This window comes from Psychrobacter sp. 72-O-c, assembly GCF_904846605.1.
In the GTDB taxonomy this organism is placed as follows: domain Bacteria; phylum Pseudomonadota; class Gammaproteobacteria; order Pseudomonadales; family Moraxellaceae; genus Psychrobacter.
Genome location: NZ_CAJHBI010000003.1, coordinates 1 through 20,422, shown reverse-complemented (window position 1 = coordinate 20,422; position 20,422 = coordinate 1). Strand labels below are relative to the sequence as shown.

The following is a 20,422-nucleotide window of genomic DNA, read 5'->3' as shown; positions in this document are numbered from 1 at the left end:
GTTACTTAATCACGATACCACTCAACTCACTCATCAGTACCGACAACATCGACAGACTAACGACCTTTTCATCATTTCCATCTAGTTTTTGCATCTCAGTGGTGATGGATACAAGCTGGGCCTCATAACGCGATTTCCAATCATTGAAGGCTTGTTTGGCATCAGGCTGTGACAATACCGCATCCATTAGCAGACGCAAGCTACGCGATAGCTCATTGACTAGTGCATGACGGGCGCGGCGATCCCAATAATCTTGCTGCGGTAAAGTGGCGATGTTGTCCATCATCCAATCGAGTTGCAAGACTTGATAGGCTTCAAAGTATAATGCCGCAATCTCATCAACCGGCCGTTCATACTGCTCAGCGAGCAGCGCGGCATCAAGGGCATCGACATGATAAGGCAGCATAGCAAACAGGGTGGCATCGCTATCCGTCAGTCCATTTTGCGTCAAGCCTGCGGTATCTTCTTGTAGATTATGGGAAAACTGTTGTTCAATAAAACCGCCTACTGTAGTCAACTGTTTAACACTATGTGCAAAGCGGTTAATCATATCCGCAACTTGTAGATTTTGCCCAAAGGCGTTGATAAACCAGACCACACCGCGCTCCAGCGCATCACGCAGACGCAGCTCAAGATTGAGAAGTAGCTTGGCATCGACTTTGTTATCCAGTGATTCCAGCATTTTCCACGCGACTGAGACATCAAAGACATCACGCGTAATGGCATAAGCACGAATGATGGTTGCCAGTGATTGATCCGTTTCTTCATATAAGCGGAACAGTGCTTCGATACCTAAGCGGTTGACCACGCTATTGGTCAAATAAGTACTAATAATCTCACGGTGTAACCGGTGCTCAGTCATCTCATCAAAGTAGCGCCCCACTAACTCGTCGGGGAAGTATTTACGCAGCTCATTGATGAAGTACGGCTCATCAGGCAGATCTGATGATAGCAGATTGTCATAGACCCACATTTTGCCATAAGCCATGACGACCGCCAGCTCAGGATGGGTCAAGCCAGCACCTGTTTTTTGGCGTTTGACAATCTCCTCATCTGATGGCAGATATTCAATCGTGCGGTCAAGGCGCTGCTCACTTTCTAACAGCTGAATGAAACGCTGATGATCGCTGATATTTGCTTCGGCACGAATTTGACTGAGCTCAATGGCTTGCGGTTGTAGATAGTTTTGACGCAATACCAATTCCGCGACGGTATCGGTCATGCTCTCGAGCAACTCGTTACGCTGTTTTAGTGTCATATCACCTTGCTCGACCACTTTGCCGAGTAAAATTTTGATATTGACCTCATGGTCTGAGCAATTGACGCCGCCTGAGTTATCAATGGCATCGGTATAGATACGCCCGCCCGCCTGAGAGTATTCAATACGCCCTTGCTGAGTGAAGCCTAAGTTACCGCCCTCGCCAACGACGGCGCAGCGCAGCTCATTACCATTGATACGTAACACATCATTGGCACGGTCGCCGACATCGGCATGACTTTCATTGGTACTTTTCACGTAAGTGCCGATACCACCGTTCCAAATCAGGTCAACTGGTGCACGCAGTAAGGCGCTGATTAAGTCGTTGGGCGCAAGGCTGTCATCGCTAATATCAAACAGCGTTTTCATCTCGGCACTGATAGCAATAGTTTTATCTTTCCGTGAGAATATACCGCCACCTTGGCTAATCAATGATTTTTCATAATCCTCCCATGTCGAGCGCGGCATCTCAAATAAGCGGGCGCGTTCTGCATACGAGGCGGCCGTATCAGGATTTGGATCGATAAAGATGTGGAGGTGATTAAAAGCAGCAACCAGCTTGATATGGGTTGAGAGCAGCATACCGTTGCCGAATACATCACCACTCATATCACCAATACCGACAACGGTGAAGTCATCACGGTCTTGGATGTCCATGTCGCGCATACGGAAGTGGCGCTTCACTGATTCCCAACCGCCGCGTGCCGTGATACCCATTGCTTTGTGGTCATAACCGACCGAACCACCGGAGGCAAACGCATCATCGAGCCAAAAGTTGTATTCGGCGGCTAAGGCATTGGCAATATCAGAGAAGCTTGCCGTGCCTTTATCTGCCGCGACTACTAAGTAGGGGTCATCGTCATCATAACGCACGGTATCTGCTGGCGGGACAATGATGCCATCGACAATATTATCTGTGACATCGAGCATACCGCGCAGGAAGATCTGATAGCAGGCAATGCCTTCGGCTTGGAAAGCATCACGACCGTCGGCCATGGTTTTGGTCTTCACAATGAAGCCGCCTTTAGAGCCCACAGGGACAATCACCGCATTTTTGACCATTTGCGCTTTGACGAGACCGAGCACTTCAGTACGGAAGTCCTCCATGCGGTCTGACCAGCGTAGGCCGCCACGGGCGACTTTTCCGCCGCGCAGATGCACCGCTTCAACACGGGGTGAATACACAAATATCTCAAACATCGGCTTAGGTTTGGGTAAATTTGGAATATCTGCTGCTAAGAACTTAAACGACAGCCGGTCTTTACGCTGACCATCAGCTTCGGTTTGATAAAAGTTCGTCCGTACCATAGCGTTAATCAAGTCTAAGTACCAGCGCAAGATACGGTCTTCATCTAAGCTATCGACACCTGCTAGTGCTTTGGTAATCTGCGCTTGAATCTGCGTTGTTTTTTCCATACGGCCATCATTCCCGTATCTAGGATTCATACGCGCATCGAACAGATTGACCAAAGCCACACTGATAGCGCTATTCTTCACCACTGTTTTTTGAATATAATCTTTAGAAAATGGCGCACGAGCTTGGCGCATATAGCGTGATAACGCACGCAGTACCACCACATTATAAGCATCAAGATTGGAGGTTAACACCAATTCATTAAACGTATCGCTCTCAATGCGCCCTGCCCAGATTTGTTTGAGGCTGTCCTCAAACTGGCCGCGCACCACTTGCATATCAACCGTATCCACATGCTGCAAAGTCAACTCGTACTCTTGCATCCAAATAGACTGCTCAGGCAAATCAAATTCATACGTTTGTGCTGAGATGACCGAAACGCCAAATTTTTCTAGAATGGGCAATACTTTAGATAAAATCACCGGTTGTTGACGACCATACAGCTTCAGATGTAACTGGTTTCTGGCATCACCTGTTGACTGATACAGATGCCAAATCATCGACTGCTCATCCGTCAATTTTGCCAGACGTTTGGTATCCTCGACCCCAGTATGGGCATCAAAACGCTCTTGATAAGCGGCCGGAATGTAATGCAAAAACCGGCGCATTAAAGCATTGGCTTGTTGTTCACCTACATTGTCGAGCAGCATTTTTTGATAGTGATCGCTCCATGACTGCATGAGTGCTGACAGCTCGGCCTCAAGTACACTATTCTCTACCTCATTAACGTGACCCGGTACGGTACGCACGTGCACATGGACGCGGGCATGATCTGATTCATTGAACTCAGTTGTGAAGCCAGATGACGTGCCGCCATAAGCTTCTTTTAAGACGTTTTGTACTTTAATACGCAGTTCAGTATTGAACTTATCGCGCGGAATATAAACCAAGCACGACACAAAGCGCTGATAAGGGTCGATCCGGCTGAATAAACGCAGACTTTTTTTGTCTTGTAGTTGGCTAATACCAGAGACAATAGGATATAGCTCCTCGACGCTGGCTTGAAACAAGTCATCACGTGGTAAGGTATTAATCACATACATCATTTTATGATAGGCATGACCATCACGTGGCAATTCTGCCATGGCCATTATTTTATTGGACTTTTCGCGTAGTAGTGGGACTTGTTGCACGCTTAACTGATAAGCTTGTGACGTTAGCAGACCAATAAAGCGATATTCCCCCACTAGATTGCCATTGTCATCAAACTTATGAATACCCAAAAAATCCATATATACCGAACGATGGACAGGTGACACTCGGCTTGATTTAGATAGCATCAGTACGCGAGGCACGGTCAATAACTGCTTGAGTTCAGTAGGTAGATTATCAAAACTGGTTGATAATCGGTCTTCTTCAGCACCGCGCAGCAAGCCAAGACCGCTGTTACCAATTGCAAATAAGTCTAGGTCAGCACCCATGTTGGCGCCACCTTTTTTGTTCTCATTCGTCTTATCGTTGTTAACGGCAATATGATTGCCCCCTTCTAGGCGGTATTCTCGATAGCCCAAAAAGATAAAGTGATCGTCTAATATCCAATCTAAGAATGCTTGAATTTCTTGATGTGAATAAAAACCCTCAGGCAGCGGTTTTTGTAACAGCTCAGCTTTGATGTCCGTCAGCTGAGCATGCATATGCTCCCAGTCACCGACCACCGTATCTAACGTCTCAACTTTGTCTAATAACAACTGGCGCAGGGCTGCAAGCTCATCATGATCTTGATAAGCAATCTCACAATGAATCAATGACATATGAGAAGTCGCGCTTTCGGGTGCACTATCAATTTGGGTGATTGTACCGGCACCATCACGCTGTACATTGATAATAGTATTGTAAGTACGATGTACATCGACACCCTGCACCTCGAGGGTCATCAATAAAGTATCTACCAAAAATGGCCGATCATACGCCACCATTTGGATAATAGTATGCGAGCTATGAAAGTGTTGCTCTTCAGCAATAGGGTTTAAAACCGCCAGCTGCGGCTTTTTGCCATCATAGGCGGTTAGCAAGGTAAAATGATGCAGCACCATACCCGCAAGATCGGCATCACTGATGGCTCCTGCCGTCTCCTGATGTAGCGGTTGATAATAGCTATGAATAAAATGATCAAGTAGCGATTTATCCTTTTGCACATAACTGGTGGCAATATCGCTTATTTGGCTAATACGCTCTGTTGTTATACTTAGGGAATTTGGCATCGCGTCTGTTCTTCCTTTTTTATAAGTTTGATTCTTAGGGTTGTATTTAAGAGGTTTGTTTAAAAGTTACGTCTGTTGATCAACGTTATTCACTAATAACTTATTCTTCCGTGTGTTTTCTTTTCTTATGCTGGCAGGCGACTGGTTATAGTAGTGCTTATGATAGTGACAGCGCTCGTCCGATGAATTGTAACGCACCTGCTCGCCTAGCAATAGCACAATCATTTTATGGATCAGCATCAGGTCGATAACCTTTACTAATGAAACCATCTATCAATAACACCATCAGTTCTAGTTTTAGTACAATTACTGGCTGGTGGTTAAACAAGATTAACCTATTGGCTTATCTATAATGAGTAGTCTACGCTATTATTGAACCGTCTGAATGGTTACTACGGCAACCTTTGCGTGCTGGCAGGGATACTCATGGCAATCAATGCGACTTTTTTGCTAGAATACAGCATTATGCTTAACAGTAATTTACTAACTGGCTACTAACAATTAATGCTAAGGGCAAAACGTATGATGAATATTTTGGTGATTGGCTCAGGTGGTCGTGAACACGCATTAGCCTGGCAGTGTGCAAAAGATGACAAGGTACAGCACATTTACGTCGCCCCTGGCAATGCAGGTACTGCCCTTGAACCTAAGTGTCAAAACGTCATTTTAGAAGTTACTGCTGGTGCAGGCGAGCCTAGTTCTGGAAAATCTAGTTCTGGAAAACACAGTGCGGTCATAGACTTTTGCCAAAATAATGCCATAGACATGGTCATCGTTGGCCCTGAAGCACCACTAGTCATCGGTATTGTAGATGCCTGCCGTGATGCTGGTATTCAAGCATGGGGGCCAACGGCTTATTGTGCACAATTAGAAGGCTCTAAGACCTTTGCCAAAGAATTTATGGCACAAAATAATATTCCCACTGCCGAATATCAAGGCTTTACTGACGTTGCCAGCGCTAAATCGTATGTTGATAAACAAGGCGCACCAATTGTCATTAAGGCTGACGGTCTTGCAGCTGGTAAGGGTGTCATCGTTGCCGAAACCATTGAACAAGCGCATGCAGCTATTGATGATATGCTGTCGGACAACAAATTTGGCGATGCGGGTAGCCGCGTGGTCATCGAGCAATTTTTAAGCGGTGAAGAGGCCAGCTTTATTTGTATGATTGATGGTGAGAGCATTTTACCAATGGCCACTAGCCAAGATCATAAACGTGCTTTTGAAGGGGATACCGGCCCGAATACCGGTGGCATGGGCGCATACTCCCCTGCTCCCGTGGTTACCAAAGACGTCCATGATAAAGTAATGGCACAAGTTATTCAGCCAGTCGTTGATGCCATGAAAGCTGCAGGTCATCCTTATACTGGGTTTTTGTATGCGGGGTTGATGATCAATGAAGCTGGTAATCCATTTGTGATTGAGTTCAATTGTCGCCTTGGTGATCCTGAAACGCAGCCAATTTTAATGCGCCTGCAGTCCTCAATGGTAGATTTGGTTGCCCAAGGGTTAACCGGTAAGTTACCCAATCAAGCCAATTGGGACGCACGCCCTGCATTAGGCATTGTGATGGCATCGAAAGGCTATCCAGAAACGTCTCCTAAAGGCGATATCATTACTGGATTGCCAGAGCTTGCTGCCCAACGTGATAACACTGTAAAAGTTTTTCATGCTGGCACGGCGATTGATGAAAATGATGACCAAGCCGTTGTTACCAATGGCGGGCGTGTATTATGTATCACTGCATTGGCAGACAATATATTGGAAGCGCAGCAAGCAGCACTCGCTGTATCTGGCGCGATTAGTTTTGATGGTGCTCATTATCGCCGTGATATTGGTCATCATGCTATCGCACGTGAAAATTATTAACAACTTAATAGAAGTGCATTTCCTGACATTTTGATACTTTTTGATAAAAAGTGAGATTTTCTAGAATTAATCCTCATTCGATCTAGTACCATACTAGGTCGAATTTTTTGATATTTTATTAATTGTCTGATGGCCTTATCTAGTCTCAATAGCAAAACTTGAGCTTACAAAGTAACTGTTATAAGCCCTCTAAGGCTCATCAACCGATATCATTTTGTATGGTACAATTTCTTATACTCACGTTGCATATTCTTTTTATTACTGGCTTGTATTGCTGGTCTGTAACCCGCAAATCAATACCACCCCGATGAATGATGATCTTTATGGCACATGATCCGTCTAAACCTTCTAATAATAAACAATCGATTGACAACCTAAAAACTTCAGGGTTCGAACGTCGATTGTCGATTGCTAAAACCTCCTTGAATATTGGTCGCCGCTGGGCGGGCAATAGTGTCTCTGGTATGTTTTTAGACAAAAAAGCACGCACGGTACGCAATCAAGCCTTTATGGAAGCACAGGCGAATTATGTTGCAGTAGAGCTTGGCAAGCTCAAAGGTTCGGTAGTCAAAATTGGTCAGATGTTAGCTATGTATGGTGAGCACGTCTTGCCGCCTGAAATTACTCGTGCGCTGCAAACACTCAATGATGATACTGCAACACTCACTTGGTCAAAAATAGAGCAAACGTTACAGCGTATCTTGGGTGACAAGCTAAGCGAACTTGACGTTGACCCTGTTCCTATTGGCACCGCTTCCCTCGCCCAAGTTCATCGTGCAACCGTGTTGGCTACTGGCGAACAAGTGGTGTTAAAAGTTCAATATCCAGGGGTGGCAGACGCTATTGATTCGGATTTGGCATTGTTCAAACGCTTGTTAAAAGTAAGTAATATCGTCCCACAAACGCGCTCACTTGATACTTGGTTTGAGGAAATACGTGATCTACTCCATCATGAAGTGGATTATGAGGCAGAAGCTGCGACGACAGAACGTTTTTATGAACGCCTACTTGATGATCCGCGCTATGTGGTTCCCAAAATAAATCGTACTTATTCAAGTAGGCGTTTATTATGTATGTCTTATGAGCCAGGAGTTTCGGTTGTTTCTGAAGCGCTGAGCTTAGTGTCTCACGAGCGTCGCAATGCGATTGGTCAAGCTGCCATCGAAATTATGATGCGAGAGATTTTTGTGTGGGGCGAGATGCAAACCGATCCAAATTTTGGCAACTATTTAGTGCGTATCGGCAATAACGACCAAGATGATGATGCTGAGATCGATAAGTTAATTTTACTGGATTTTGGTGCTATTCGTCAATTTGATAACACTCTATTAACGATTGCGCGTGGCCTATTACGAGCAGGTTACTATCATGATCATCAGGCAATGGCGTTAGCTATGACGGGTTATGATTTCTTTGATAGCATGAGTGATAAGGTCCGTACTGATGTCGCCTCGTTGTTTTTACTGGCTACCGAACCTTTTAGTAATTCCGTAATCAATCCTGACATCCCTGTTAACTGCTTGGATGATCAACAACGTTATATTTGGGCGAGTAGTAGATTGCATTCACGACTTTCAGCGTCTGCTACCCGTGCGATACAATCTTTTGAGTTTAATTTACCTCCCAAAGAGTTTATGTTTATTAGCCGTAAGTTTATTGGAGCCTATACGTTTTTAACGGTAATTGATGCCCACACTGACTCAAATAAGCTAGTAAAACCTTTTCTTTAGCATAATAGTAGGCAGATTTTTTGACCGCCCTTTAGCGGCGGTTTTTATTAATTCATTTTTTTACTTAGGCTATTTTATATAGGTAGGCTTTGATGTTATATCTAATCGCATGTCCTTTGTGCCTTTATTTTATTTACTTAGGCTATTATGGCTTCTAAGTCTTTGCAAGGTGAGCTACCGCTAGAACTGTTATCATGCCAGCTATTTATTTTTAAAGCGCTTATGTTGAATATCAACTGGCATTCGATGTTAATCGCTAAAACTTTCCCATCCGCTTACAAGTACAATAGAAAAACCTAAGAGGTACTTGCCCTTATCTACGCCACCCTTGCTAAGGTTACTAATTAAAGATATAGGCGCGGCATTATATTTGTGTTTTGTCTATATTTGTCTTTTAATAATCGCGTGCTATTATAACCATTCTTATTCACTGATGAATCCGAGGATACTCTCATTTTCTTATGACCCAACCGACCCCCAATCCCCTACCCAAAACTTATCCTTGCCCACGCTGCGGTACGAAAACAGCTTGGCAAGATAATAAATTCAAGCCGTTTTGTAGTGAGCGCTGTAAGCTTATAGACCTAGGCGCTTGGGCAAACGAAGACTATACCCTACCTGCCGATTCTACGCCATTTTCTGATGAGCTATAACCGCTACTAAAATAGCAGCTCGCTGTTATAGCTATCATTATTATTGTATGACTTATTCCATTTTACTATCTTAAGGATGTTACTATGTCAGCTACTTATCTGATGCCTACTTATAACCGTCAGCCGATTAGCTTTACTCGTGGTGCGGGCAGTTGGCTCTATACGCAGGATGACACGCCGTATTTAGATGCGCTGACAGGTATTGCAGTTTGCGGCTTGGGCCATTGCCATCCGCAAGTAACGCAGGCTATTCAGCAACAGGCAGCGACCTTGGTACATACCAGTAATTTATTTGGTATCGATTGGCAAGAGCGTGCCGGCGAAGCCTTATGTAGTGCGGCAGAAATGGACAGTGTATTTTTTGCTAATAGTGGCGCTGAAGCGAATGAAGCAGCCTTAAAAATGGCGCGATTATATGCCCATCAGCAAGGTTTTAAACGTCCTAAAGTCATTGTGATGGAACAGTCATTCCATGGCCGTACCTTATTATCATTATCAGCGACTGCCAACCCTAAGGCGCGTGAAGGCTTTTTTACCTTAGAGGACGACTTTATCCGTGTGCCTTTTGATGATATTGAAGCGATTCAAAAAGTAGCGAAAGAACACGATGACATCTGCGCGATATTTGTAGAGCCTATTCAAGGTGAAGGCGGTCTCAATACCGCTGCCAATGGATTTGCTTATTTAGAACAATTACAAACTGAATGTGATGCTCATAACTGGTTGTTCATGCTGGATGAAGTACAGACGGGTAACGGACGTACGGGAAAATACTTTGCGTATCAATATAGCAATGCTCGTCCTGATGTATTGACCACAGCAAAGGGGCTTGGTAACGGTTTCCCAGTCGGTGCTTGTATGGTACGCGGACGAGCCAATGGCCTGTTTGGTGCGGGTAGTCATGGCTCTACTTATGGTGGTACGCCGCTGGCAAGCCGAGTAGTTCATAGTGTCTATGACGTATTAGCCAATAGTAACATCATGGAAAATGCTGTCACTGAGGGACAGTTTATCCGTGACAGCATGACTGATGCGCTAGGCCAATATGGCGTCAGCAGTCGCGGGGCTGGGATGATGATCGGTATTGTGCTACCTGAGACCATGGATTGTAGCCAGCTGGTTGACCGCGCGCGTGATGAGCAAAAACTGATTATCAACGTCACCGGCGGGCATGTCATTCGTTTGCTACCACCACTCAATATGAGCCGTGATGAAAGCGAACAAGTGGTTGATCGTTTGCTAGAATTGTTAAAACCCCTATTCTAAATAGAAGTTTTCAAAACAACGGCTTTGACAGTATTCATGACAATTTAGTCAAAAAAAAGCCCCGCAATAAAATTATTGCGGGGCTTTTTTTCATTTTATATATATTCTTCGTTATTAATACTGCTATTAAGTTAAACGGTAATAAATTTAGCTGGCATGAAAGTATTTTTTCAATACTTCTAGGCAACGAGTAATTTTTGCTGGTTGTTGCTCACGGTTCAAAGTGACGGCATATAGCACAAAGCTTGGGAGCTGGAAACCAGTCAACACTTCAACCAATTCGCCATTTTCCAGCTCTTTTTTAACATCCATTTCCATCATTCTAACCAGACCATGACCTTCTTTGGCCAAAGTAGTCGCCATAAAGACGTTATTGGTATGAATACGCGAAGTCATTTTTGCCCGCGTTTTTTTGCCTGTTTCAGTCTGCGTCAAATCAACTTGATTGGTATCTTTCATAATATCAATACAAATTAGGTGATGGTCGGCTAAATCTTTGGGGTTTTCGATCTTTTTGTGTTGACGTAAATACTGTGGCGAGGCGACCAGCATTTGACGTACATCAGTTAGTGGATGACTGCTCAAGGTTGAGTCATTGATATTTGGGCTCATACGAACGGCAATATCGATACGCTCATCAATCATGTCAATATAATGATTGTCTGCCAAATAAGTGATACTCAGATCGTCATGTGCCGCCATCCAAGTGGATAAAGCCGGTAAAATATGATTAACCCCAAGCTCAGGCGTCGTAGATATTCGTAAACTACCTGCTAATTCATCACGCAGCTGATTAACTTTAATTCTACCTTGCTCAGCCGCGCTGACCACGTCTTTTGCGGCGTCATAAAAGCTCGCGCCCGCTTCCGTTAGGCTCAGCTTACGAGTCGAGCGATGTAGTAATACCACACCCAGCTCATTTTCTAGTGCTCTAATTTGTTGGCTGACCGCGCTGGTTGTGATACCAAGCTCGCGAGCTGAACCACTGAAAGAGCCGTGTCCGACCACACTGGCGAACACGGCCATACCGCGTAAATTATCTATCATACTTTCACCTAAGCTATTTTACAGTTTTTAATATAACTTAACCATTATAGCTGATTTTGATTAATTTTACAGTTTTTAAATACATCTCTCACGTCATAATTATCGTGCTTAATATAAAATAAAGTCAACTATATCAAGGTTATAGATATTTACGAGACTATGTCGATAGCAAAAATAAACATTCATTTATGATTGAATTTAAAAAAGAGGACTATTGAAAGCCTTATTGACTGTTTAATATAACTGAACCTTGCCCATTTTTCCTTCGCGGCGATCAGTCAGGTATTGCATCACGGGTGAGTTGAGTAACCTTGATTCTGCTACCGCTGTCGCTTGTACCAATCGCTGACGTTGACGACGCTCAGGGGTTTTGTCATCGGCTATCATGACACTGCTATCAATTTGCAAACTAATCTCTGCTTGTGTAAATTGCTGTTGCAATTTTTCCGCAAGCTGTTGAAAAGTCGCTTGCAAGTGCTTACTATCCACACCAGTGATAAATACTGCTTTGCCATTACATACACCTGTCATCATACCTTGGCGCGCTAAGGCCAGCTCATCTTGCGCTAAAATGTCGTCTTCACGAGCTGTTTGGAGCCAATAATCCCACTTTTCCGGTGTCCATTCGCCGGTCATTTGTTGTGGGGAACAGCGCAACAAGATACGTGGGTCGTCAGTCTCTTGTATTAACTGAGAATCATTTCCGCTGGGTTCTGCAATGGGTTCTGCAATGGGTTCTGCAATGGGTTCTGCAATGGGTTCTGCAATGGGTTCTGCAATGGGTTCTGCAATGGGTTCTGCAATGGGTTCTGCAATGGGTTCTGCAATGGGTTCTGGTTCTACAGTATCGTTATCAGCGGCTGGCTCATCAGTTTGATGAATGTCATTAGACTCATCATTAACCGTAATATCGTTACTAATGTTATTACTAATATCATCACTGATATCTAAATGTTCATTATTGTCTGTAGTGCTTGTCAACAAACTAGATTCTGCTTCACTTACCGCTGTTACGTCATCTATTGGCGTAGCGCTAGTTTCCTCTTGCCTAACAACTTCATGAGCAACGTCGTCATACTCAACGTTATTAGCAACTTCATAATCAACATTGTAAGGTTGGGACTCAGGCGCTGACGTTGCGACATGCCCGGTAGAAGTTGCAGAATCTGAAACCTCAGTAGCAGTGGTTACTAACATCTCATCAACAGGCAACGGACGAAACGCTAATAGGCGCAAAATACACATCTCAAGCGCTTGCATCGGCGTACTAGCAAGCTTAATACCTTCGCGCGCTTTTACGACAATCTCATAATACAACTGTAAGACATCAGGACTGATATGCTGCGCGAGCGTGTTTATAGTTTGCGCTTGTGCTTCATTTACATTGAGGGCAACTTTAGGCAGCAGCTGGGTTAATGCCAATTGATGCAGTAGCTCAGCAAGTCCATCAAACATACTGGAAGCATCAACCATTTGCGCACGCATCTGCTCAATATGGGCCGCAACTGCAGATTTATCATGGTTATAGATATCAGTAATTAAGCGCACCAAGTCGGCCGCATCAATCAAACCAAGCATCGCATTAACCGTCACATCATCAAGCGCGCCTTGACCAAAGGCAATTGCCTGATCGGTTAATGACAAAGCATCACGTACTGAGCCTTTTGCCGCACTTGCCAGCTGCCATAATGCCGGCTGAGTGTAGGCGACTTGTTCTTGGGTTAAGACATTTGCCAAATGTTCACTGAGCAGAGTTTGCGGCAGAGGACGCAGCACAAACTGCAAGCAGCGCGAAATAATAGTAATCGGTAGTTTTTGCGGATCGGTAGTTGCCAGCAAAAACTTGACATGCTCAGGCGGTTCTTCTAGCGTTTTTAAGAGCGCATTAAAGCTGTGCGTCGACAGCATGTGCACTTCATCAATGAGGTAAACCTTATAACGTCCTTGGCTTGGCGCATAAGGAACATTATCGAGCAACTCACGCGTGTCCTCAACTTTGGTACGAGAAGCCGCATCAATTTCAATCAAATCGATAAAGCGGCCTTGATCAATCGCCACACAATTATCACATACGCCGCACGGGGTGCTGGTCACGCCCATATCACAGTTCAGACACTTGGATAAAATACGCGCAATAGTCGTCTTACCCACACCGCGCGTGCCAGTAAACAGATAAGCATGATGCAGACGATTGTAATCAATCGCATTGATCAACGCTTGCGAGACATGCGTCTGCCCAATTAACTCATGGAAGTTTTTGGGGCGATATTTACGGGCTAAAACTTGATATTGCTGCGTCATATCTATCCATTTTGCCAAGTGGCTTAGATTGCTTATTTAGGAGTACTTATTTTAGAGTGCTTATTATAGCAAAAAGCCAGCGCATACGTCTGGCTTTGAGCAGGTTTAACAAAGGGTCAGCAAGTATGCATAATTAAGTGCCGTAGTGCACTAAATATAAACCTAATACAAGAAAGACCAGCCAAGATTTTAAATGTCGTACACTAAGCAAGTCTAACTCTGAAACAGGTTTGTATTTGCTTAACTAACCTTAATCTTTAGCAGGCTTACGGCGCATGTGCGGGAATAAAATCACATCGCGAATACTGGCTGAATCCGTAAATAGCATCACTAAGCGATCAATACCGATGCCCTCGCCTGCCGTTGGCGGCAAACCATAAGATAAAGCTTCGATATAGTCTTCATCGAAGTGCATGGCTTCAACATCGCCCGCGTCTTTTTCGGCAACTTGGCCGCGGAAACGCTCCGCCTGATCAGCAGGATCATTTAACTCACTAAAGCCATTAGCCAATTCGCGACCACCGATGAATAGCTCAAAGCGATCGGTAATCTCAGGGTTGTCATCATTACGGCGAGCCAGCGGTGAGGTCTCAGCTGGGTATTCCGTAATAAAGGTAGGCTGACGCAATTGATGCTCAGCCGTTTCTTCAAAAACGATCGTTTTTAATTTACCAGCCCCAAAGACGTCTTTCACTTGCTGCTTAAGCGTATTCGATACATAGTCGGCTAAGTAATCGCGGTCATCAATATGCGCCATATCAAAACCTTCAGCATATTGCGCGATAGCATCAGACATTGATATGCGTGCGAATGGCGCTTTTAGACTGATGTTCTCTTCTTGATAAGTCAGCTCAGTACTGCCCAAAATATCAGTCGCTAGCTGGTTAAACAAGCGCTCAGTTAAACCCATCAAATCATGGTAGTCCGCATACGCTTGATAAAACTCAATCATAGTAAATTCAGGGTTATGGCGGGTTGAAACCCCTTCATTACGGAAGCTGCGGTTAATCTCAAACACTTTTTCAAAACCACCAACGACCAAACGCTTAAGATACAGCTCAGGTGCAATACGCAAATACAAGGGCATATCTAGGGCATTATGATGGGTCACAAACGGACGCGCTACCGCACCGCCAGGAATCGTATGCATCATTGGCGTTTCAACTTCCATGAAGCGCTCATTCAACATAAATTGACGGATGCCGCTTACTACTTGGCTACGGACAATAAAGGTATCGCGAGTCGATTCGTTAGTCATCAAATCTAGATGACGATTACGATAACGGGCTTCAACATCCGCTAAGCCATGAAATTTGTTTGGCATTGGACGTAGTGACTTAGTCAGTAAATGTAATTCTTCGATATGCACATATAAATCGCCTTTTCCTGAGCGACCAATATATCCAGATACGCCAACGATATCACCTAGGTCTAATGACTTAATGCTAGCAAGCATCTCTGGGTCCAGCTCTTTACGTGCAACGTATAATTGGATACGACCGCTCATATCTTGAATAACAATAAATGACCCACGATTGAGCATGACACGACCAGCGATATTAACCTGAGTTTTTTCACCCTTAGCAGCGTTATCTTCAATTTCTTGTTTTGGAATACCGTCAAAGGCCGTTTGTAAGTCTTGAGCGTAATCGGTACGTTTGAACTGATTGGGGTAAGGCTGCTTACCAGAAGCACTAATAGCATCTAATTTAGCTTGCAGTTGAGCAATAAGTTCGTTTGCGTCTTCTAAAGTTGGGACTTTTTCTTCATTGTTTTGCTTTGACATAAATTTCTCAAAATGGTTGAATAATTTTTAAAAGTTAACGATAAAATAAAAAGGGCGTTTTCAAGAACGGCTTAAGTAGAGCACTTACTCACCACCAATACTGGCCATCAAATCTGCTTGGTGCTCACGTAATAGTGAATCAAGCAATTCATCCATATCGCCTTCCAAAATGGCATCAAGCTTATATAGCGTTAGATTAATACGGTGATCAGTCATGCGCCCTTGCGGGAAGTTATAAGTGCGGATACGCTCACTACGATCGCCGCTACCGACCAAATCACGGCGTATGGTATCTGCTGCATCCACCTGAGCTTGCACTTTGACTTGTTGAATTCTTGAGATCAGCATTTTCATGGCTTGAGCACGGTTTTTATGCTGGCTACGTTCTTGCTGACACTCTGCTACAGTACCAGTTGGAATATGGGTTAAGCGTACGGCTGAGTTAGTCGTGTTGACATGCTGACCACCTGCGCCACTCGAGCGAAACGTATCAAAACGAATGTCTGCAGGATTTAAATCTACTGTATCATCAATCTCAACTTCTGGCATTACCGCGACGGTGCAGGCTGAGGTATGCACGCGGCCTTGGCTTTCAGTCTCAGGCACACGCTGAACACGATGCACCCCGGATTCAAACTTTAAGCGGCCATAGACGCTGTTACCCGATACACGGGTAATAATCTCTTTATAACCGCCATGCTCACCTTCACTGGCTGACAGTACTTCCATTGTCCACCCTTGAGTCTGTGCGTACTTTTGGTACATCCGAAACAGATCACCTGAGAAAATCGACGCTTCATCGCCACCAGTGCCCGCACGAATCTCCAAAAATGCTGGAACTTTATCATTGGGGTCTTTAGGCAACATCATGACGTTGAGCGCCTCTTCCATCTCTACAATGGTATCACGCGCATTTTCAATCTCGTCATGCATCATTTCTTTCATTTCAGGATCTGAGGCGTCTGCTAACATCGCTTCGGCGTCTGCTTGGTCGGCTTCTGCGCGGCCATAGTTCAACCACAGCGTAGTGATGTCCATCAAATCGCTGTGCTCAACGGACAATTCACGGAATTTATTATTATCGCTTATGACACCAGGATCGGATAATAAGGCGGTAACCTCTTCATAACGATCTACCATTTGGTCTAAACGCAGGCGCAAGGATTCTTTCATAACTCAACTTTATCTAAATGATGAAAATAAGACCGCGATTATAGCAAATTTTTACGGTTAAATTAAAACCACTGCGTAAACTTAGCGCTTATATCGTTAAAGGTCTCTAAATAAGCTCAATAACTATCCTCAACATGCAATAATAATAAAAATACAAACCATAAAAAATAGCCAAGATTGCTCTTGGCTATTTTGATAGTGCGCTTCAGTTTTGATAGTGCGAGTAAGTAAGTTACTTACTTAAGCTTATGGTCTCAAATTTTAAACTTTACGTACTAAGACTGAACCAATCGAGTAGCCAGCACCAAACGAGCAAATCACCCCTAAATCACCTGATTGTAGTGAATCTTTGTAGCGATGGAATACAATCATTGGGCTGGCTGAACTGGTATTGGCAAATTCAGCAATTACGCTTGGAGCAATGGCTTTATCCGCATCACGTCCAACCACAGTGCGTAAAATTAAGTCCAACATATTGGCATTGGCTTGATGTAGCCACATCATCTTTACATCACTCGCTTGCAAGTCATTTTCATGCAAGTGCTCGGTGATGACTTCAGAGACTTTCGGACAAACTTCACGGAACACTTTTCGACCATTCTGTAAGAATAGCTTGTCTGTTACCGGCTCTTTGATATCCGGATACATTTCTGTCTGGGCCGCTAAAAACTCTGAACGATCCATAAAACCGTATTCGTTTTTGATATTGACCGAAAACTCAGTAAATAGCTTAGAGTTGAGAATCTCATAACCTTTTGGCGTATCCAGCTCTTCTACAATCGAGGCCGTAGCGACATCACCAAAGATGAAATGGCTGTCACGATTGCGCCAGTTAAGATGCGCGGAAGTAATTTCAACATTAACCACCGCAACGCGCTTGGCAAGACCAGATACTATTGAGCCGTGTGCTTGTGATAAACCGAAGGTCGCGGCACTACAAGCTACGTTCATATCATAAGCGAAACCGCCAATCATACCGATTTCGTTCTGAATCTCGATAGCTACTGCTGGATACGTACGCTGGAAGTTTGAACAGGCAAGAATAATACCGTCTAGATCATTGGCTTCTAGTCCGGCATCTGCTAGCGCGTCTCTAAGCGCTGCTACACCCATTTCAGCCATGATGGAAAGCTCTTCGCCTAAGTTGCGATAAGCAATAACTGGAGCCATAATTTCAGGGTTTAAAATACCGTCTTTTTCCATCACATAGCGTGATTGAATACCAGATACTTTTTCAATAAACTCAGCCGATGAATGCTGAATCGGCGTAACCGTCTCTGCGGCTATCTCGTCAGCATGTTGTTCATTATAGTTATCGACATACTGGTTAAATGACAATACCAGCTCTTCGTTACTGATGCTATAAGGGGGAATATACAGGCCAGTGCCGGTGATACAAGTCGTCATGATAAGCTTCCTTGTCTACTACTGTGTTGCTTATGAATAAGCATAAAAGGGAGAGAAAATAGCGCAGGCTACTTTCAATGAATAATGGTTCGGTGAATAACTGTAAACTTAAAATCAATGCCTTTATTATGCCTGAATATTATATTTTTTCTAATACTTTGTTACAAATAATCTGTTTCAAGCAGATAACGGGTAAAGATTGGCTTAATTTTGGCTTGCCTACTATATAATTACCAAAAATTAAAACCTTGGGTTTTACAAATAATAATAAGGAGATGCAATGATAGGGCTTTTTGATTGGCTATTCGGACAGTATTCTGATTATCCCACGCTGTTTATTGTGCTGGAACTGATTGCAGTGGTGTTTGGCATAGCAAGTGTGCTGCTGGCCCGCAAGACTAATATTTTGGTCTTCCCTATCGGCTTGGTGAGTACCGCTATTTTCGTTTATTTGTTATGGAAATGGCAGCTGTTTGGCGATATGTTCATCAATGCCTATTACACGGTAATGAGCTTATATGGCTGGGTCAATTGGTCAAAGAGCAAAACCAGTATCAGTCAGAAAGCCAAAGTGAGTCAGGGCAACAGTCAACAGCCAGACCAACAGTCTCAAAACAAAGTACGCATTGAGCATATCCAGTCACGCGACATACCCATTCTGGCAGGGCTTGCCGTTGCAACATTAGCGTTTGTCGCTTTAATTTATTATTTCCGACCAGTAATCAATAACAACTTTAGCTTTGATGGCGCGGTGTTAGGTCTACACTTATTTACTTGGGTCGATTATACCGATATGCTGACTACCGCTCTGTTTTTAATGGCGATGTGGCTGATGGCAAGTCGTAAAATCGAACACTGGTTAGTATGGATTGTCGCCGACGCTATTTCAGTACCGCTATATTTTTATAAAGGACTGACCTTTACCGCACTACAGTACGTAGTATTCACTCTCATTGCAATCTGGGCATATTATGAATGGCAACGACGCTACCGCATTCAATTTAACGCAGCATACGCCTAAATCGGTGATCAAAATTGCCATCTTGGGCGCAGAAAGTACTGGCAAAACCAGCTTATGTCGTGATTTGGCTGCGCATTTTGATAGCCACTGGGTACCAGAATATATGCGCACCTATTTGCAGGAAAAATGGGACAGCGAGCAAAAAACCTGTACCTGGGACGATTTATTGCCCATCGCCCAAGGTCAAATAGACTTAGAAAACAAACTAGCGAAACAGACCGAACAAACTACTGGCTATTTGTTTTGTGATACCAGTCTGTTTGAGCTGATGGTTTATGCCAACTGGTATTATGGTGATTGCCCTGATGCCATTACGCAAGCTGCATTAATACATCATTATGACTTAATTTTACTCACCAAAGTCGACATCCCGTGGGTCGCTGATGACTTACGTGATAGTCCGCATGAACGCGAAGAGATAAGTGTATGTTTTGCTAATGAGTTGATTCGTCATGACAAGCAGTTTCGACGGATTGGCGGGAATAAATATGACAGAGTTCGACAAGTAATAAAGTGGTTAAAATATTCCGAGTAATTAAATTTTATTGCTTAGGCTATTTATATTATAAATGATATTCCCTTCGCATTACCGTTTGTTGAATTACGTTATTGTTAACCTACTAATTACTTTTTTAGACTTTAACTACCATTCTCCACTACGCTTGTTTATCATGGGCTTCGTAACTAACTTATTGAACCCTAAAATCGCGCTAATGTATGCTGCACTAATTCCACAATTTATCAATACCACAGCAGGCTCTACATTTGAACAGTTTATACAACTGGGAATGGTTCAGCTAGTGATAGCTATTACTATTAATGGCGCTATTTCGTTGCGGCAGCATCAGTCAGCACAATCCTATCAAAAAATCCACTTGCAATGCGTATTCAAAGATGGATATCGGGAACTATTCTTGGTATTTTCGCAATTGGCATGTTGATGCAAAAGTCGCCCACTAGTTAGTACTTCGTGATAACAATTAAATCCTAGATTAACACACCAAGTGCAACGCTAAATGATGTCATAGAATACCTGATTTGGTGTTTTGAATCCCAATCGTTTTCTTGGTCTGCTATTTAATCTGTCCTCAATGGCTTGTACCTCATCATCGGATACTTGTCTAAAGTCACAGCCTTTAGGCAGGTACTCTCTGATTAGACCATTGGTATTCTCGTTTGTTCCTCGTTGCCATGACGCATAAACATCAGCAAAGTAGAACATACTGTAGAGGCGTTCTTTCACCTCTTTATGCTCAGCAAACTCCTTACCATTGTCAGAGGTAATCGTCTTAACGT

The 20,422-nt window shown here is 43.7% G+C and carries 14 protein-coding genes; 6 read left to right on the top strand and 8 right to left on the bottom strand.

Annotated features, from left to right (window positions below):
• Position 1: 1 nt before the first annotated feature.
• Positions 2-4,873, bottom strand: a complete 4,872-nt coding sequence (locus tag JMX97_RS01345; RefSeq protein WP_201554369.1) for an NAD-glutamate dehydrogenase — start codon at positions 4,871-4,873, stop codon at positions 2-4.
• A 66-nt stretch (positions 4,874-4,939) separates the two neighbouring features.
• Positions 4,940-5,113 carry a hypothetical protein gene (locus JMX97_RS01340; protein WP_201554367.1) on the bottom strand — a complete coding sequence of 58 codons (174 nt, stop codon included), beginning with the start codon at positions 5,111-5,113 and terminating at the stop codon, positions 4,940-4,942.
• Between the two features lie 285 nt (positions 5,114-5,398).
• Between JMX97_RS01340 and purD the strand changes: the two genes are divergently transcribed.
• The 4 genes from purD to JMX97_RS01320 all read left to right on the top strand — a co-directional run bounded on the left by purD (position 5,399) and on the right by JMX97_RS01320 (position 10,391).
• A complete protein-coding gene (gene purD, locus JMX97_RS01335) occupies positions 5,399-6,742 on the top strand; it encodes a phosphoribosylamine--glycine ligase (RefSeq protein ID WP_201554534.1) in 1,344 nt (447 codons plus the stop codon).
• A 323-nt stretch (positions 6,743-7,065) separates the two neighbouring features.
• Positions 7,066-8,472, top strand: coding sequence for an ABC1 kinase family protein (locus JMX97_RS01330; RefSeq protein ID WP_201554366.1), 1,407 nt, complete (start codon positions 7,066-7,068; stop codon positions 8,470-8,472).
• Positions 8,473-8,933: 461 nt separating this feature from the next.
• Positions 8,934-9,125 carry a DNA gyrase inhibitor YacG gene (locus JMX97_RS01325; RefSeq protein ID WP_201554365.1) on the top strand — a complete coding sequence of 64 codons (192 nt, stop codon included), beginning with the start codon at positions 8,934-8,936 and terminating at the stop codon, positions 9,123-9,125.
• 84 nt (positions 9,126-9,209) lie between these two features.
• Positions 9,210-10,391 carry an aspartate aminotransferase family protein gene (locus tag JMX97_RS01320; RefSeq protein WP_201554364.1) on the top strand — a complete coding sequence of 394 codons (1,182 nt, stop codon included), beginning with the start codon at positions 9,210-9,212 and terminating at the stop codon, positions 10,389-10,391.
• A 147-nt stretch (positions 10,392-10,538) separates the two neighbouring features.
• Here the strand turns inward: JMX97_RS01320 and JMX97_RS01315 are convergent, their stop codons facing one another.
• From JMX97_RS01315 to JMX97_RS01295, 5 genes are all read right to left on the bottom strand, one after another.
• Positions 10,539-11,438 carry a LysR family transcriptional regulator gene (locus JMX97_RS01315; protein ID WP_201554363.1) on the bottom strand — a complete coding sequence of 300 codons (900 nt, stop codon included), beginning with the start codon at positions 11,436-11,438 and terminating at the stop codon, positions 10,539-10,541.
• A 234-nt stretch (positions 11,439-11,672) separates the two neighbouring features.
• Positions 11,673-13,739 carry a DNA polymerase III subunit gamma/tau gene (gene dnaX, locus JMX97_RS01310; RefSeq protein WP_201554362.1) on the bottom strand — a complete coding sequence of 689 codons (2,067 nt, stop codon included), beginning with the start codon at positions 13,737-13,739 and terminating at the stop codon, positions 11,673-11,675.
• Between the two features lie 250 nt (positions 13,740-13,989).
• Positions 13,990-15,525 carry a lysine--tRNA ligase gene (gene lysS / locus JMX97_RS01305; RefSeq protein WP_201554361.1) on the bottom strand — a complete coding sequence of 512 codons (1,536 nt, stop codon included), beginning with the start codon at positions 15,523-15,525 and terminating at the stop codon, positions 13,990-13,992.
• Positions 15,526-15,609: 84 nt separating this feature from the next.
• The gene (prfA, locus tag JMX97_RS01300) at positions 15,610-16,698 is read right to left on the bottom strand and encodes a peptide chain release factor 1 (RefSeq protein WP_201554360.1); all 1,089 of its coding nucleotides are present in this window, start codon (positions 16,696-16,698) and stop codon (positions 15,610-15,612) included.
• A 261-nt stretch (positions 16,699-16,959) separates the two neighbouring features.
• Positions 16,960-18,105 carry a beta-ketoacyl-ACP synthase III gene (locus JMX97_RS01295; protein WP_201554358.1) on the bottom strand — a complete coding sequence of 382 codons (1,146 nt, stop codon included), beginning with the start codon at positions 18,103-18,105 and terminating at the stop codon, positions 16,960-16,962.
• A gap of 280 nt (positions 18,106-18,385) precedes the next feature.
• On the opposite strand from JMX97_RS01295, the gene pnuC reads away from it, so the two are divergent.
• Both pnuC and JMX97_RS01285 read left to right on the top strand, forming a co-directional pair.
• Positions 18,386-19,126, top strand: a complete 741-nt coding sequence (gene pnuC / locus JMX97_RS01290) for a nicotinamide riboside transporter PnuC (RefSeq protein WP_201554356.1) — start codon at positions 18,386-18,388, stop codon at positions 19,124-19,126.
• Entirely contained in the window at positions 19,077-19,661 is a 585-nt protein-coding gene (locus JMX97_RS01285; RefSeq protein WP_201554353.1) for an AAA family ATPase, read from the top strand. The genes pnuC and JMX97_RS01285 overlap by 50 nt, the downstream gene beginning before the upstream one ends.
• A 477-nt stretch (positions 19,662-20,138) precedes the next feature.
• Here JMX97_RS01285 and JMX97_RS01280 read toward each other — a convergent pair.
• The coding region (locus JMX97_RS01280; protein ID WP_201554351.1) for an IS30 family transposase at positions 20,139-20,422 on the bottom strand (284 nt) is incomplete at its 5' end.

Excerpts from the sequence above, each read along its gene's own strand:
- JMX97_RS01345 (WP_201554369.1), bottom strand. The coding sequence starts at position 4,873 with ATGCCAAATTCCCTAAGTATAACAACAGAGCGTATTAGCCAAATAAGC.
- JMX97_RS01340 (WP_201554367.1), bottom strand. The coding sequence starts at position 5,113 with ATGCTGATCCATAAAATGATTGTGCTATTGCTAGGCGAGCAGGTGCGT.
- purD (WP_201554534.1), top strand. The coding sequence starts at position 5,399 with ATGAATATTTTGGTGATTGGCTCAGGTGGTCGTGAACACGCATTAGCC.
- JMX97_RS01330 (WP_201554366.1), top strand. The coding sequence starts at position 7,066 with ATGGCACATGATCCGTCTAAACCTTCTAATAATAAACAATCGATTGAC.
- JMX97_RS01325 (WP_201554365.1), top strand. The coding sequence starts at position 8,934 with ATGACCCAACCGACCCCCAATCCCCTACCCAAAACTTATCCTTGCCCA.
- JMX97_RS01320 (WP_201554364.1), top strand. The coding sequence starts at position 9,210 with ATGTCAGCTACTTATCTGATGCCTACTTATAACCGTCAGCCGATTAGC.
- JMX97_RS01315 (WP_201554363.1), bottom strand. The coding sequence starts at position 11,438 with ATGATAGATAATTTACGCGGTATGGCCGTGTTCGCCAGTGTGGTCGGA.
- dnaX (WP_201554362.1), bottom strand. The coding sequence starts at position 13,739 with ATGACGCAGCAATATCAAGTTTTAGCCCGTAAATATCGCCCCAAAAAC.
- lysS (WP_201554361.1), bottom strand. The coding sequence starts at position 15,525 with ATGTCAAAGCAAAACAATGAAGAAAAAGTCCCAACTTTAGAAGACGCA.
- prfA (WP_201554360.1), bottom strand. The coding sequence starts at position 16,698 with ATGAAAGAATCCTTGCGCCTGCGTTTAGACCAAATGGTAGATCGTTAT.
- JMX97_RS01295 (WP_201554358.1), bottom strand. The coding sequence starts at position 18,105 with ATGACGACTTGTATCACCGGCACTGGCCTGTATATTCCCCCTTATAGC.
- pnuC (WP_201554356.1), top strand. The coding sequence starts at position 18,386 with ATGATAGGGCTTTTTGATTGGCTATTCGGACAGTATTCTGATTATCCC.
- JMX97_RS01285 (WP_201554353.1), top strand. The coding sequence starts at position 19,077 with ATGAATGGCAACGACGCTACCGCATTCAATTTAACGCAGCATACGCCT.